General features: G+C 73.1%; 6 protein-coding genes and 1 pseudogene. 6 read left to right on the forward strand and 1 reads right to left on the reverse strand.

The features are described 5' to 3' along the window. Nucleotides 1–283 precede the first annotated feature (283 nt). Nucleotides 284–2,320, forward strand: a complete 2,037-nt coding sequence (locus C6N75_RS12385; protein WP_105868930.1) for a M4 family metallopeptidase — start codon at nucleotides 284–286, stop codon at nucleotides 2,318–2,320. A 132-nt stretch (nucleotides 2,321–2,452) separates the two neighbouring features. Here C6N75_RS12385 and glgP read toward each other — a convergent pair whose 3' ends face one another. Next, complete coding sequence (gene glgP / locus C6N75_RS12390; protein WP_105868931.1) at nucleotides 2,453–5,083, reverse strand: alpha-glucan family phosphorylase; 2,631 nt, start codon at nucleotides 5,081–5,083, stop codon at nucleotides 2,453–2,455. 565 nt (nucleotides 5,084–5,648) lie between these two features. On the opposite strand from glgP, the gene C6N75_RS12395 reads away from it, so the two are divergent. The 5 genes and pseudogenes from C6N75_RS12395 to C6N75_RS12415 all read left to right on the forward strand — a co-directional run bounded on the left by C6N75_RS12395 (nucleotide 5,649) and on the right by C6N75_RS12415 (nucleotide 15,349). Continuing rightward, nucleotides 5,649–7,643, forward strand: coding sequence for an alpha-1,4-glucan--maltose-1-phosphate maltosyltransferase (locus C6N75_RS12395; protein WP_105868932.1), 1,995 nt, complete (start codon nucleotides 5,649–5,651; stop codon nucleotides 7,641–7,643). Then, nucleotides 7,640–9,331 (forward strand): annotated as a pseudogene (gene treS / locus C6N75_RS12400) (maltose alpha-D-glucosyltransferase); the annotation flags it as partial. The gene C6N75_RS12395 and the pseudogene treS, both read left to right, overlap by 4 nt. 461 nt (nucleotides 9,332–9,792) lie before the next feature. Further along, nucleotides 9,793–11,232, forward strand: coding sequence for a maltokinase N-terminal cap-like domain-containing protein (locus tag C6N75_RS12405; RefSeq protein ID WP_105868933.1), 1,440 nt, complete (start codon nucleotides 9,793–9,795; stop codon nucleotides 11,230–11,232). A gap of 94 nt (nucleotides 11,233–11,326) precedes the next feature. Further along, nucleotides 11,327–13,732 (forward strand): 1,4-alpha-glucan branching enzyme, encoded by a 2,406-nt coding sequence (glgB, locus tag C6N75_RS12410; protein ID WP_105868934.1) that lies wholly within the window; start codon nucleotides 11,327–11,329, stop codon nucleotides 13,730–13,732. Between the two features lie 177 nt (nucleotides 13,733–13,909). Further along, nucleotides 13,910–15,349, forward strand: a complete 1,440-nt coding sequence (locus tag C6N75_RS12415) for an SWIM zinc finger family protein (protein WP_105868935.1) — start codon at nucleotides 13,910–13,912, stop codon at nucleotides 15,347–15,349. Nucleotides 15,350–15,430: the final 81 nt, after the last annotated feature.

A 15,430-nucleotide genomic window follows, 5' to 3' on the forward strand; every position in this document is an offset into this window, starting at 1 on the left:
GGCCTGGGGGGCACGGCGATCGGGGCGCAGAGCGGGATTCCCGTGCACACGGCGGAAACGTCCGGTTAACGAACACGGCACTTCGGGCAACGAACGATTTCCGGCCAACTTGTTGACGCGCTCCTGACAGGGCGGTGTGGCGGCTGCCACTCTTTCGCCGTTCCGCGCACCACCCGTTCGATCCGCGTTCTTCTGTTCGTCCGCGGTTCGTCGACGGGTCGCTCCGTCCCGGCCGGCCACCCCCAGCCGTGCCAGGCCACCCCCCTCGCTCGAAGGAGTCCGCGTGAGACCCACGCCAAGCCGCCGCGCCACCGCGACCGGTGCTCTGATCGCCGCCGCGGCCATGCTCGCCGTCGGCGTCCAGACCGGTTCGGCCACCGCCGAAGCCCCCCAGGCCGCGCCGAAGGCGCAGGCCGCCGGCAACGCCGACCCGGGCGCGCTGCCCGCGGTCCTCTCGCCCGCCCAGCGCACCGCGCTGATCAAGGCCGCCGACGCCGACAAGGCGGAGACGGCCAAGGAGCTGAAGCTCGGCGCCCAGGAGAAGCTGGTCGTCCGGGACGTGGTCCAGGACCGCGACGGCACCACCCACACCCGCTACGAGCGGACCTTCGCCGGCCTTCCGGTGCTCGGCGGCGACCTGGTCGTCAGCGAGACCAAGGCCGGCGCCACCGAGGGCGTCTCCAAGGCGTCCCGAGCGGAGCTGAAGGGGGTCGACACCACCGCGGAGATCGCCCCGGCGGCCGCCGAGAAGCAGGCGCTGGGCGCCGCCAGGGCGGAGGGCTCCAAGGCCAAGGAGGCCTCCCAGGCGCCCCGCAAGGTGGTCTGGCTGGCCTCGGGCAAGCCGGTCCTGGCGTACGAGACCGTCGTCGGCGGGCTCCAGCACGACGGCACCCCGAACGAGCTGCACGTGGTCACCGACGCGGCGACCGGCGCCAAGCTGTTCGAGTGGCAGGCGGTGCACAACGGCACCGGCAACACCCAGTACAGCGGCCAGGTCACCCTGGGGACGAGCGGCAGCGGGTCGTCGTTCAACCTGACCGACACCGCGCGCGGCAACCACAAGACGTACAACCTCAACCGAGGCACCTCCGGCACCGGGACGCTGTTCTCCGGCCCGGACGACGTCTGGGGCGACGGCACCCCGCAGAACGCGGAGACCGCCGGCGCGGACGCCCACTACGGCGCGGCGCTCACCTGGGACTACTACAAGAACGTGCACGGACGCTCCGGCATCCGCGGCGACGGCGTCGGCGCGTACTCCCGGGTCCACTACGGCAACGCCTACGTCAACGCGTTCTGGCAGGACAGCTGCTTCTGCATGACGTACGGCGACGGCGCGGGCAACACCAAGCCGCTGACCTCGATCGACGTGGCCGCGCACGAGATGACCCACGGTCTGACCTCGGTCACCGCCAAGCTGGTCTACAGCGGCGAGTCCGGCGGCCTGAACGAGGCGACCTCGGACATCTTCGCCGCGGCGGTGGAGTTCCACGCCAACAACGCCCAGGACAAGGGCGACTACCTGGTCGGCGAGAAGATCGACATCCGCGGCAACGGCACCCCGCTGCGCTACATGGACAAGCCGAGCAAGGACGGCTCGTCCAAGGACTACTGGTACTCCGGTATCGGGAACGTGGACGTCCACTACTCCTCGGGCCCGGCGAACCACTGGTTCTACCTGCTCTCCGAGGGCAGCGGCGCCAAGACGGTCAACGGCGTCAACTACGACTCGCCGACCTCCGACGGCCTGCCCGTCTCCCCGATCGGCCGGGACAAGGCCGCGCTGATCTGGTACAAGGCGCTGACCACCAAGTTCAACTCCACGACGAACTACGCGGGCGCCCGGACCGGCACCGTCGCGGTCGCCACCGAGCTGTACGGCGCGGGCAGCGCCGAGGTGAAGGCCGTGGAGAACGCCTGGGCCGGCATCGCGGTCGGCTCCCGTCCCGGCGGCGGCGACCCGGGCACCGGCAAGGTGTTCGAGAACACCGCGGACGTGTCCATCCCGGACAACGGCGCGGCGGTCACCTCGGCGGTCAACGTCACCGGCATCACCGGCAACGCCCCCGCCGCCCTCAAGGTGGACGTGGACATCGTCCACACCTGGCGCGGTGACCTGGTCGTGGACCTGGTGGCCCCGGACGGCTCGGTCTACAACCTGAAGCCGTACAGCTCCTCGGACTCGGCGGACAACGTGAAGGCGACCTACACGGTCAACGCCTCCAGCGAGGTCGCCAACGGCTCCTGGAAGCTCCGCGTCCAGGACCGGGCCGCGCAGGACACCGGTTACATCAACAACTTCAAGCTGACCTTCCCGTAGGCCCGGGAAGAGCGCAGGACGGAGAGGACAGAACGGAGAGCGGCAGGCGAGCCGCCCGGGGACTCACGTCCCCGGGCGGCTCGCCCGTTCACCCGGCGTACGGCGGAGTACGCCGTACGGCGCGGGTGTGCGTCAGCGCATCAGCACGCCCGCGCCCTCGCCGGTCGCCTCGGTGGGCAGCGCGACCAGGCCCAGGTCCGCGCCGGCCGGCAGCAGGCGGTGGGTGGGCAGTATCCGCACGGTGTAGCCGAACGGTCCGGTGCGGTCCAGGGTGAGCGGCCCCTCGTAGACCCAGCGGCCCTGCTGGTCGGGGCCGCCGGCCGGCTTGAGCGGCACGGTCTGGGCGTCGGCCAGCTTGTCGCTGGCGTCCACCCGGCCGGCCACCGCCTGCACCTCGACGTCGTCGGGGGTGAGATCGGCGAGGGCGACCCGGACGCGCAGGCCCAGGGTGGCGCCCAGCTCGGCCACGCCGGACGCCTCGTCCACCTCGACGTGGTCGACCGCCACGTCCCGCCAGGCGGCGCGCACCCGGCTCTTCCAGGCGGCCAGTTCGGCGGCGCCGGGCACGTCCAGCGCCCGGTGGGCCTGGGCGGCCGGGGCGTACAGCTTCTCCACGTACTCGCGGACCATCCGCCCGGCGAGCACCTTGGGCCCCAGGTCGGCGAGGGTGTGGCGGACCATCTCGATCCAGCGCTCGGGCAGGTCGTCGGCGTCCCGGTCGTAGAACCGGGGGGCCACGCGCTGCTCGATCAGCTCGTAGAGGGCGTTCGCCTCCAGGTCGTCGCGGCGGTCCTCGTCCAGCCCGTGCCCGTCGGCGGTGGGGATGGCCCAGCCGAAGTCCGGCTCGAACCACTCGTCCCACCAGCCGTCCAGCACGGAGAGGTTGAGGCAGCCGTTGAGCGCGGCCTTCATCCCGGAGGTGCCGCACGCCTCCAGCGGGCGCAGCGGGTTGTTCAGCCAGACGTCGCAGCCCGGGTAGAGCTTCTGGGCCATGCCCATGCCGTAGTCGGGCAGGAAGACGATCCGGTGGCGCACCCGGGGGTCGTCGGAGAACCGCACCAGCTCGCGGACCAGGCGCTTGCCGCCGTCGTCGGCGGGGTGCGCCTTGCCGGCGACCACGATCTGCACCGGGCGCTCGGGGTCCAGCAGGAGCCGGGTGAGGCGTTCGCGGTCGCGCAGCATCAGGGTGAGCCGCTTGTACGAGGGGACGCGGCGGGCGAAGCCGATGGTGAGCACGTCCGGGTCGAGGACGGTGTCGATCCAGCCGAGTTCGGCGGAGCCGGCGCCGCGCTCGCGCCAGGAGGCGCGCAGCCGGGTGCGGACCTCGGCGACGAGCTGCTCGCGCAGGTCGCGGCGGAGCGCCCAGATGTCGGCGCCGGGGATGTCGGCGGCGGAGTCCCAGCGCAGCGAGCCGCCGACGGTCAGGGCCTCCTCGGCGCGGGCGGCGCCGATGTGCCGGGCGCCGAGCGCGCGGACCTCGGGCGCCACCCAGGTGGGTGCGTGCACGCCGTTGGTGATGGAGGTGATGGGCACCTCCTCGGGGTCGAACCCGGGCCACAGGCCGGCGAACATCTCGCGGCTGACCGCGCCGTGCAGGGTGGAGACGCCGTTGGCGCGCTGGGCCAGGCGCAGCCCCATGACGGCCATGTTGAACACGTTCGGGTCGCCGCCGGGGTAGGTCTCCCGGCCCAGGGCCAGGATGCGCTCGGTGTCGACGGCCGGAAGCTCGGCGCCCTCGCCGAAGTGCCGGGCGACCAGGTGGCGGTCGAAGCGGTCGATGCCGGCGGGCACGGGGGTGTGCGTGGTGAAGACGGTGCCGGCCCGCACCGTCTCCAGGGCGGCGTCGAACCCGGTGCCGTCCTGCTGGAGTTCGCGGATGCGTTCGAGGCCGAGGAAGCCGGCGTGGCCCTCGTTGGTGTGGAACACCTCGGGGGCGGCGTGACCGGTGAGCGCGCAGTACGCCCGTACGGCCCGGACACCTCCTATCCCCAGCAGCATCTCCTGAAGGAGCCGGTGCTCGCTGCCGCCGCCGTAGAGCCGGTCGGTGACGTCCCGCTCGGAGGGGCCGTTCTCCTCGACGTCGGAGTCGAGCATCAGCAGCGGCACCCGGCCGACCTGGGCGACCCAGATGTGGGCGTGCAGGCTGCGTCCGCCGGGCAGGGCGAGGTGGACGCGGACGGGGGTGTCGTCGGCCTGGCGGAGCAGGGTGACGGGCAGCTCGTTGGGGTCGAGCAGCGGGTAGTGCTCCTGCTGCCAGCCGTCCCGGGACAGCGACTGGCGGAAGTAGCCGTGCCGGTAGAGCAGGCCGACGCCGATCAGCGGGACGCCGAGGTCGGAGGCGGACTTCAGGTGGTCGCCGGCGAGGATGCCGAGGCCGCCGGAGTACTGCGGCAGGGCGGCGGTGACGCCGAACTCGGGGGAGAAGTAGGCGATGGCGGCGGGCAGGCCGGCCGCGTCGCCGCCGGTGTGCTGCTGGTACCAGCGCTCGCCGCCGAGGTAGTCGTCGAGGTCGGCGGAGGCGGCGGCGAGCCGGGCGAGGAACTGCTCGTCGCGGGCCAGCTCGGTGAGCCGCCCGGCCGGGACGGCGCCGAGCACCCGCACGGGGTCGCCACCGGCGGCCCGCCAGTTGTCGGGGTCGACGGCGCGGAACAGCTCGCGGGTCTCGGCGTGCCAGGACCAGCGCAGGTTGCGGGCGAGGTCGCTGAGCGGTCGGAGGGGTTCGGGGAGTACGGGGCGCACGGTGAATCGACGGATTGCCTTCACGTGTTCCACCTTCGCAGGACAGGTACGGATCCGGGCGGACGCACCACGGTGTGCGTCCGCCTTCACCCCCCGCACGGTAGTCGGCGGCCGCCTCCGGGGGCCACGGCGCACTGGCCGCAACGCGCCCGCCGGATGACGGGGCGGCAGGTGGACGCGGTGGGGGGGCGGTGCGTGCGGACCCGGGCGCGCGTACGCCGCGGGGTGCGGCGGGCGCGAGAAACCGGCGGCTGACGGCGTGTCGGCCACACGAGGCGAGGGATGGCCGGTTTCCCGGGGGTTGGGCGGTCCGCATACCGCCGCAGCCGCTCACCTGAACGCCACCTGACACACCCGAGCACGAACCGGGCGGTGAACTTCACCCGAACGGGGCCGGTTATCGCCCCTCCGGATCGGCCAAAAGAGTTAACAAATCACCGTGTTGAACATCCGGAAGGTATGGGAAGGCTCAACCGGTACCCGCCCACCCGAGTGAACGCGACCGGGAGCGGCGACACCGGCGGCGCCTTCCGCGCCAACGGAGCGGTTACAAAGAGCGCTACCCCGCAAGCAACCATCAGGTGATGCCGTGAATCCGCAGATCGGTCGCATTCCCGTCCTCGACGTCTCCCCGCTGGTCGACTGCGGGAGAAGGCCCGCAAAGGCGGTGACGGGCGAGACCTTCCAGATCACCGCGACCGTGTTCCGCGAGGGACACGACGAGGTCGCCGCCAACGTCGTCCTGACCGACCCGACGGGCCGGCCCGGCCCGTTCACCCCGATGCGCGAGCTGGCCCCGGGCACCGACAGATGGGGCGCCGAGGTCACCCCGGACGCGGAGGGCCGCTGGACCTACGCGGTGGAGGCGTGGAGCGATCCGCTCGCCACCTGGCGCCACCACGCCGGCATCAAGATCCCGGCCGGCATCGAGACCGAGCTGGTGCTCGCCGAGGGCGCGGCGCTGCACGAGCGGGCCGCCGAGGGGGTGCCCAAGAACGAGGGCCGCGAGGCGGTGCTCGCCGTGGTGGACGCCCTGCGGGACGCCAGGCTGGCGCCCGAGGAGCGGCTGGGGGCGGTGTACGCGCCGGAGGCGGTGGCGGCGCTGGCCGCCCACCCCCTGCGCGAACTGGTGACCTCCTCGCGCCCGCTGCCGCTCCAGGTGGAGCGGGAGCGGGCGCTGTTCGGTTCCTGGTACGAGTTCTTCCCGCGCTCCGAGGGGGCCCGCGAGGAGGACGGGCGACTGGTTTCGGGCAACTTCCGCACCGCCGCCGAGCGGCTGCCGGCGGTCGCCGCGATGGGCTTCGACGTGGTGTACCTGCCGCCGATCCACCCCATCGGGCTCAGCCACCGCAAGGGCCGCAACAACACCCTCACCCCCACCGCCGACGACCCGGGCGTGCCGTGGGCGATCGGCTCGGCCGAGGGCGGCCACGAGGCGATCCACCCGGAGCTCGGCACCATCGAGGACTTCGACGCCTTCGTGGCCCGGGCCCGCGAGCTGCGGATGGAGGTGGCCCTGGACTTCGCGCTCCAGTGCTCGCCGGACCACCCGTGGGTGGCGAAGCGCCCGGCGTGGTTCCACCACCGGGCCGACGGCTCCATCGCGTACGCCGAGAACCCGCCGAAGAAGTACCAGGACATCTACCCCATCGCCTTCGACCAGGACATGCGCGGCATCGTCCGGGAGACCCTGAAGGTGCTGCGGCACTGGATGTCGCACGGGGTGCGGATCTTCCGGGTGGACAATCCGCACACCAAGCCGGTGGTGTTCTGGGAGAAGGTCATCGCGGCGGTCAACAAGACCGACCCGGACGTGATCTTCCTGGCCGAGGCGTTCACCCGGCCCGCGATGATGCGCACGCTGGCGGCGGTCGGCTTCCAGCAGTCGTACACCTACTTCACCTGGCGCAACACCAAGCAGGAGCTCACCGAGTACCTGACCGAGCTGTCGCAGGAGACGGCCGCCTACATGCGGCCGAACTTCTTCGTGAACACCCCGGACATCCTTCCGGGCTACCTCCAGCACGGGGGCCGCAACGCCTTCGCGGTGCGCGCGGTGCTGGCCGCCACGATGTCCCCGACCTGGGGCATGTACGCCGGCTACGAGCTGTGCGAGAACACGCCGCTGAAGCCGGGCGGCGAGGAGTACCTCGACTCGGAGAAGTACGAGATCAGGGTGCGGGACTGGGAGGCGGCCGAGCGCGAGGGGCGCACGATCACCCCGCTGATCACCGACCTCAACCGGATCCGCCGGCGCAACGCCGCGCTGCGGCAACTGCGTTCGGTCCACTTCCACCACGTCGACGACGACGCCGTCATCGCGTTCAGCAAGCGTTCGGGCTCGAACATTGTTCTGACGGTCGTCAACCTCGACCCGCGCCACACCCACGAGGCGACGGTGTCGTTGGACATGCCGGAGCTCGGCCTCGACTGGCACGAGACCGTGCCGGTGCGCGATGAGCTCACCGGCGAGACCTATCACTGGGGCAGGACCAACTACTTGCGCCTGGAGCCGGGCGACACGCCCGCGCACGTCCTCGTCCTGCGACCGTCCCCGCCGACCGGAGGGTCACCCACATCATGATCGTCAACGAGCCCGTCCACGACACCTTCGAGGACACCCCCGCCAAGGACCGCGACCCCGACTGGTTCAAGCGCGCCGTCTTCTACGAGGTGCTGGTCCGCTCCTTCCAGGACAGCAACGGCGACGGCGTCGGCGACCTGAAGGGGATCACCGCCAAACTGGACTACCTTCAGTGGCTCGGGGTCGACTGCCTCTGGCTGCCGCCGTTCTTCAAGTCCCCGCTCCGAGACGGCGGTTACGACGTCTCGGACTACACCTCGGTACTGCCCGAGTTCGGCGACCTGGCCGACTTCGTGGAGTTCGTGGACGCCGCCCACCAGCGCGGCATGCGGGTGATCATCGACTTCGTGATGAACCACACCAGCGACCAGCACCCGTGGTTCCAGGAGTCGCGCAGCGACCCGGACGGCCCCTACGGGGACTACTACGTCTGGGCGGACGACGACAAGCAGTACCAGGACGCGCGGATCATCTTCGTCGACACCGAGACGTCCAACTGGACCTTCGACCCGGTGCGCAAGCAGTACTACTGGCACCGGTTCTTCTCCCACCAGCCGGACCTCAACTACGAGAACCCGGCCGTGCAGGCGGAGATCATGTCCGCGCTGCGGTTCTGGCTGGACCTGGGCATCGACGGCTTCCGCCTGGACGCGGTGCCGTACCTGTACCAGGTCGAAGGCACCAACTGCGAGAACCTCCCGGCCACCCACGCCTTCCTCAAGCAGGTCCGCAAGGAGATCGACGCGGCCTACCCGGACACCGTGCTGCTGGCCGAGGCCAACCAGTGGCCGGAGGACGTCGTCGACTACTTCGGCGACTTCGCCTCCGGCGGCGACGAGTGCCACATGGCGTTCCACTTCCCGGTGATGCCGCGCATCTTCATGGCGGTGCGCCGCGAGTCGCGCTACCCGGTCTCCGAGATCCTGGCCAAGACCCCGGCGATCCCGGCGGGCTGCCAGTGGGGCATCTTCCTGCGCAACCACGACGAGCTGACCCTGGAGATGGTCACCGACGAGGAGCGCGACTACATGTACGCGGAGTACGCCAAGGATCCGCGGATGCGCGCCAACATCGGCATCCGGCGGCGCCTGGCGCCCCTCCTGGACAACGACCGCAACCAGATCGAGCTGTTCACCGCGCTGCTGCTGTCACTGCCCGGCTCGCCGGTGCTGTACTACGGCGACGAGATCGGGATGGGCGACAACATCTGGCTCGGCGACCGCGACGCGGTGCGCACCCCGATGCAGTGGACCCCGGACCGCAACGCGGGCTTCTCCTCCTGCGACCCGGGCCGGCTCTACCTGCCGACGATCATGGACCCGGTCTTCGGCTACCAGGTGACCAACGTGGAGGCGTCGATGGCCTCCCCGTCGTCGCTGCTGCACTGGACCCGCCGGATGATCGAGATCCGCAAGCAGAACCCGGCCTTCGGTCTCGGCTCGTACACCGAGCTGCCGTCGTCCAACCCGGCCGTCCTCGCCTTCCTCCGGGAGTACGGCGACGACCTGGTGATGTGCGTGCACAACTTCTCGCGCTTCCCCCAGCCCACCGAGCTGGACCTGCGCCAGTTCGACGGGCTGCACCCGGTGGAGCTGATCGGCGGGGTGCGCTTCCCGGCCGTCGGCGAGCTGCCGTACCTGCTCACCCTCGCGGGGCACGGCTTCTACTGGTTCCGGCTGCGCAAGGACACCGTGAAGAAGACGGCCGCCGGGCGCACCGTCACCGAGGCCGGGACCCGGCCCCCGGGACCGGTGCCGCCCACCCCGGGCGTCCCGCCGGTCGGCGCCGCACCGGGCGCGGCCGCCTCCCCCGGCGCCCCGCCCGCCACGGCCGTCCGCCGGCCCGCCGGCGACCCGCTCAGCCCGCTCCGCAAGCCGGCGTAGTCCGATCGGAGCAGCCCGGCGCCCCTCTCGGAGGGGAAGGGCGCCGGGCCCCCAACTCCGCGACTGGTCACCGGGGATGGGGGTAGGTGTGGAGGCGGGGCGTACGCGCGCAGGGCCCAGGCACGTCTCCTGCGTACGTCGATTCGGGTCTTTCTGGACTGTCCCCCGCCCGACACGTCCCGCACAGCCGGACAGCACTCGCCGCATTCCGGGACACTCTGCACGTTCTGTGCATTTCGTAGTGCCCGGGGAAAGGACGCGCTGCCATGTCGGAGACCGCATCCACCGCCCGGGCCCCCGTCGCCCTGCTCCCCTCCCTCGTCCCGCTGCTCCACGAGTGGCTGCCGCGCCAGCGGTGGTTCGCCGGCAAGGGGCGGCCGGTCACCGGCTTCACGCTGGTGTCGGCGACCGAGCTGCTGCCGGTCGACACCACGGGGCCCGGCCTGGTGCATCTGCTGGTGCGGGTGCAGCAGCCCGGACCGAACGGCGGCGGTGGCGCCCAGGGCGACTGCTACCAGCTCCTGCTGGGCGTGCGCACCCATCTGCCGCCGGGGCTCGCGCACGCCCGGATCGGCCGGGTGGCCGACGGGCCGCTGGCCGGCCGCACGGTGTACGAGGGGCTGAGCGACCCGCGCCTGGCCGCCCTGCTGATGGAACGATTGCGCACTCCCGGCCCGCTGGGTCCGCTGCGCTTCGCCCGTACCGCGCTCATCCCCGACGGCCTCACGCCCCGGGTGCTGGACGCCGAGCAGTCCAACTCCTCCCTCGTCTACGGCGACGCCTTCATCCTGAAGGTCTTCCGCCGGGTGTGGTCCGGCGCCAACCCGGACCTGGAGCTGCCGCTGGCGCTGGCGCGGGCCGGCTGCGAGCGGGTCCCCGCGCCGGTCGCCTGGTACGAGACGGGCGGCAGCGGCCGGGGCGGCGAGGCCAGCACCCTCGGCGTCCTCCAGCCCTTCCTGCGCGGCTCGCAGGACGGCTGGCAGCTCGCCCTGGACGCGCTGGCGGCCGGGCGGGAGTTCACCGAGGAGGCCCGCGCGCTGGGCCGGGCCACCGCCGAGGTGCACACCGCGCTCGCCGCCGCGCTGCCCACCGTCGCCCTCGGCCGGCCGGCCGCCGAGCACCTGGTGGACGGGATGAACCGCCGGCTGGAGGCCGCCGCCCAGGCGGTGCCCGCGCTGCTGCCGTACGTCCCCGGGCTGCGGGCCGCCTTCGACGCGGTCGGCGACTGCACCGAGGACAACCTCGCCTGCCGCGCCCAGCGGGTCCACGGCGACCTGCACCTGGGCCAGACCCTGCGCTCCCCCGACGGCTCCTGGTCGGTGATCGACTTCGAGGGCGAGCCCGCGAAGCCGCTGACCGAGCGGCGCCGCCCCCAGCCGCCGGTGCGGGACGTGGCCGGCATGCTGCGCTCCTTCGACTATGCCGCCGCCTCCCTCCCCCAGTCCCCGGGATCGCCCGGCGCGGACGGCGCCCCGAGCCCGGCCGCGTGGGCCGAGCGCTGCCGGGACGCCTACTGCTCCGGCTACGCCGAGGCCGCCGGGACCGATCCGCGGGCCGAACCGGCGCTGCTGCGGGCCTACGAGACCGACAAGGCGGTGTACGAGGTGCTGTACGAGGCCCGGCACCGCCCCGACTGGCTGCCGGTGCCGATGGCGGCGATCCGACGCCTGGCCGCGCAGTCCGCGGCACCCGAACGGGCCGGCTGACCGCCCGCCCCGCGACCCGGGGCGCCGGCCGGCCCCTGCCCAGTGAACCGAGCACCCGACGATGCGAAGACGCCCCTGAAGGAGGCACTTCCCCGTGACCCCCCGTCGCCCCTCCCGCAATCCCGCTCCCCCGGCCGAGCAGGCCGCCAAGGGCGCGCAGGCCGCGCCGCCGCAGGCCGCGCCGGCCAAGCGGCCGCCCGCCAAGGGGCCGGTGGCGCCCGACACCCGGGCTCCGCTGCCCCAGTCCGCGCCGCTGCCGGCCGCGCCCGCCGGGACGCCGCCCCAGCCCCGTACCAGCGCCGAGTCCACCACTCCCGCGCCCCGGCTGGACGCCGCCGACCGGGGCCGGCTGCTGGCCGGCGAGCACCACGACCCGCACGGGCTGCTGGGCGCCCACCCCGTCGACGGCACGGCCGGCACGGCCGGCACGGCCGGCGGGCTCGCGGTGCGGGTGCTGCGCCCGTACGCGACGGGGGTCGCGGTGGTGGCGGAAGGCCGCCGCACCGAGCTGCACGACGAGGGTGACGGCCTGTTCTCCGCCGTGCTGCCGGGCCTCACCGCCGTCCCCGACTACCGGCTGCACGTCTCCTACCCGGACGGGGCGAGCGTCGAGGCTGACGATCCGTACCGCTTCCTGCCCGCGCTCGGCGAGCTGGACCTGCACCTGATCGGCGAGGGCCGGCACGAGGAGTTGTGGAAGGCGCTCGGCGCGGAGCCGATGGTCCACCAGGGGGTGGCCGGCACCCGCTTCACCGTGTGGGCGCCCAACGCGCGCGGCGTGCGCCTGGTCGGGGCGTTCAACTACTGGGACGGGGCCAGCGGGCTGCCGCTGCGCTCGCTGGGCTCCACCGGCGTGTGGGAGCTGTTCGTGCCCGGCCTCGGCGAGGGCGAGCTGTACAAGTTCGAGGTGGTCGGCCCGGACGGCGGCCGCTCGATGCGCGCCGACCCGATGGCCCGGCGCACCCAGTGCCCGCCGGAGACCGCCTCGATCGTCACCGCCTCGCACTACACCTGGCAGGACGAGGAGTGGATGGCGCATCGCGGCGACCGCCCCGTCCACGAGGCCCCGTTCTCCGTCTACGAGGTGCACCTGCCCTCCTGGCGGCCGGGCCTGACGTACCGCGAACTGGCCGTGGAGCTGCCGAAGTACGTCAAGGAGCTGGGCTTCACCCATGTGGAGCTGATGCCGGTCTCCGAGCACCCCTTCACCCCGTCCTGGGGCTACCAGGTCACCTCCTACTACGCGCCGACCGCCCGGCTCGGCTCGCCGGACGACTTCCGCTTCCTGGTGGACGCCCTGCACCGGGCGGGCGTCGGCGTGATCGTGGACTGGGTGCCGGCGCACTTCCCCAAGGACGACTGGGCGCTGGCCCGGTTCGACGGCACCCCGTTGTACGAGCATCCCGACCCGCGCCGGGCCGAGCACCCCGACTGGGGCACCCTGGAGTTCGACTACGGCCGCACCGAGGTGCGCAACTTCCTGGTCGCCAACGCGGTGTACTGGTGCCAGGAGTTCCACATCGACGGGCTGCGGGTGGACGCGGTCGCCTCGATGCTCTACCTGGACTACTCCCGCGAGGGCGGCGAGTGGCTGCCCAACGAGCACGGCGGCCGGGAGAACTACGACGCGGTGGGCTTCCTCCAGGAGATGAACGCCACCGTCTACCGCCGCTGCCCCGGCGTGGTCACCATCGCCGAGGAGTCCACCGCCTGGGAGGGCGTGACCCGCCCCACCGACTCCGGGGGCCTGGGCTTCGGGCTGAAGTGGAACATGGGCTGGATGCACGACTCCCTCGTCTACGTCTCCAAGGAGCCGGTGCACCGCAAGTACCACCACAACGAGATGACCTTCTCGATGGTGTACGCCTACAGCGAGAACTACGTGCTGCCGATCTCGCACGACGAGGTGGTGCACGGCAAGAGCTCGCTGGTCACCAAGATGCCCGGCGACTGGTGGCAGCGGCGCGCCAACCAGCGCGCCTACCTGGGCTACATGTGGGCCCACCCGGGCAAGCAACTGCTCTTCATGGGGCAGGAGTTCGCCCAGGGCTCCGAGTGGTCCGAGGCGCACGGCCCGGAGTGGTGGCTGACCTCCGACGACTACCACTCGGCCGGCGACCACCGCGGGATGCAGGCCCTGGTGGCCGAGCTGAACCGGGTCTACACGGCCACCCCGCCGCTCTGGGAGCGGGACACCGACCCGCGCGGCTTCCAGTGGTCGCTGGGCGACGGCGCAGAGGACAACGTCTTCGCCTTCCTCCGCTACGACGCCCAGGGCGCTCCCCTCCTGGCGGTCAGCAACTTCTGCCCGGTGGTGCGCGAGGACTTCCGCCTCTGGGTGCCGGAGGACGCGGCCGCGGAGTGGGCGGAGGTGCTCAACACCGACGAGGCCCGCTTCGGCGGCAGCGACGTGCGCAACGCCGAGCCGGTGAAGACCACGCCCGACGGCATCCGGCTGACCCTGCCGCCGCTGGCGACGGTGTGGCTGCGGCCGGCGTGAGGCACGGCCGCCGGCTCTTCGCCTGACGGCGGCTCGGCTGGCGGTGGCCTGACTGACGGCAGCTCGACTGACGGCGGCGGGGCTGACAGTGTCTCAGGGGCGGTGACCGGTGGGCCCGGTCACCGCCCCTCGCGCTGGTCGGAGGCGTTGTCAGTGGGGGGCCCTAGCGTTTCGACCATGAGCCGATCCGTACAGGCATTCGCCTACGCACGCCCGTCCGCCCTGGTCGCCGGGGACGGCCGCACCGCGCTCGGTCTGGAGACCGCGGGCGGGACGACACCGCTGGGCGCGGAGGCCCACCCCGGCTTCTTCGCCGGCTTCCTGACCTCGCCGCAGGCGGCCGCCCGAGGGCTGCTGGCCGTCGCCGACGTGGCCTCGGCCCGCTACCACCAGCGCACCCTGCGGTCCTCGCTGGATCCGGTGGTCACCGGGAACGGCGACCGGCTGCGGTTCGAGTCGTTCTCCGGCTGCTGCGGGGTGTACGCCCGGCTCGACGTGCTGCGCGAGGGGCTGGACGGCGCCGACACCGGTCACGGCACGACCAACGTGGACGTCAACAACCCGCTGCGGGACGCCCTGTCCCGGCTCGCCGGGGACGAGCCGATGCACCTGCGGGTCGGCCCGGACGAGCTGGCGGTGACCGCCCTGGACGGACCGGTGGTGGAGAAGAAGGTGCCGCTGCCGGACCGCTGGCTGCGCGGCTTCGCCGAGTCCCAGGTGGTCTCGGCCGGCTTCGAGCAGCGCGCCGAGCTGAGCGCCGCCGAGGCGGTGCGCTTCCTGCGCGCCCTGCCCCGCTCCTCCGGGCCGGGCGCGGGCCGCGGGCCGATGTGGGTCGTCCCGGCCGGGCGCCCCCTGCGGCCCACCACCCGGCCGGCCGCCGGCGCCGTCTGCCTGCCCGGCCCCGAGCGGCTGGCCGCGCTCCAGCGGGTGCTGCGGCACGCCACCGCGCTGCGGGTGTACGGGCCTCCCGGAGCGGTCGACGGGGCGGCGGCAGCCAGCGCCTGGGAGGTGGCGCTGCCCGGGATGCGGCTCACCCTGACCCTGTCGCCGGACGCCGCGCGCGGCTTCTCCGGGGAGGGCGGGGTGCTGGAGGCTCTCGCCACCGACGAGGCGGCCGCGGACGCGGAGCTGGTCTCGGTGCTGCTGGCCTGGGAGCCGCGGATCGACCCGGCCGAGCTGGCCGAGCAGTCCGGGCTGAGCACAGCCCGGGTGCGCGCCGCGCTGGTCCGCCTCGGCACGGCCGGCCGGGTCGGCTACGACATCGCCGACGCCGCCTACTTCCACCGGGAGCTGCCGTACGAGGCCGGGCGCGCCGAGCGGCACAACCCGCGGCTGGTGGCCGCCCGCGCCCTGGTCGCGCGGGACGCGGTGGCCCTGGGCGCCGGCGGCGTCGCGCACGTGCGGTCCGGGGAGCTGCGCTACCAGGTCCGCACGTCCCCGGGAGGGGTGCTGAGCTGCACCTGCCCGTGGTGGGCCGAGTACCGGGGCCGGCGCGGTCCCTGCAAGCACGCGCTCGCCACGCGGATCGCCCGGGGGTCGCAGGCCGGGTCCGCCGGGTTGGGCGGGACCGCGCCCGCCGCCGCCGATGCGGCCCCGACCTCCGGAGCCGTCCGATGACCCCGACCGCCGCGACCGCCGCCGCCCCTGCCGCCCCGACCTCCGGAGCCGTCCGATGAGCCCTGTCTCTTATACACATCT

Origin of the sequence: Streptomyces solincola, from assembly GCF_002982015.1 — a bacterium.
GTDB classification, from domain to species: Bacteria; Actinomycetota; Actinomycetes; order Streptomycetales; family Streptomycetaceae; genus Streptomyces; species Streptomyces solincola.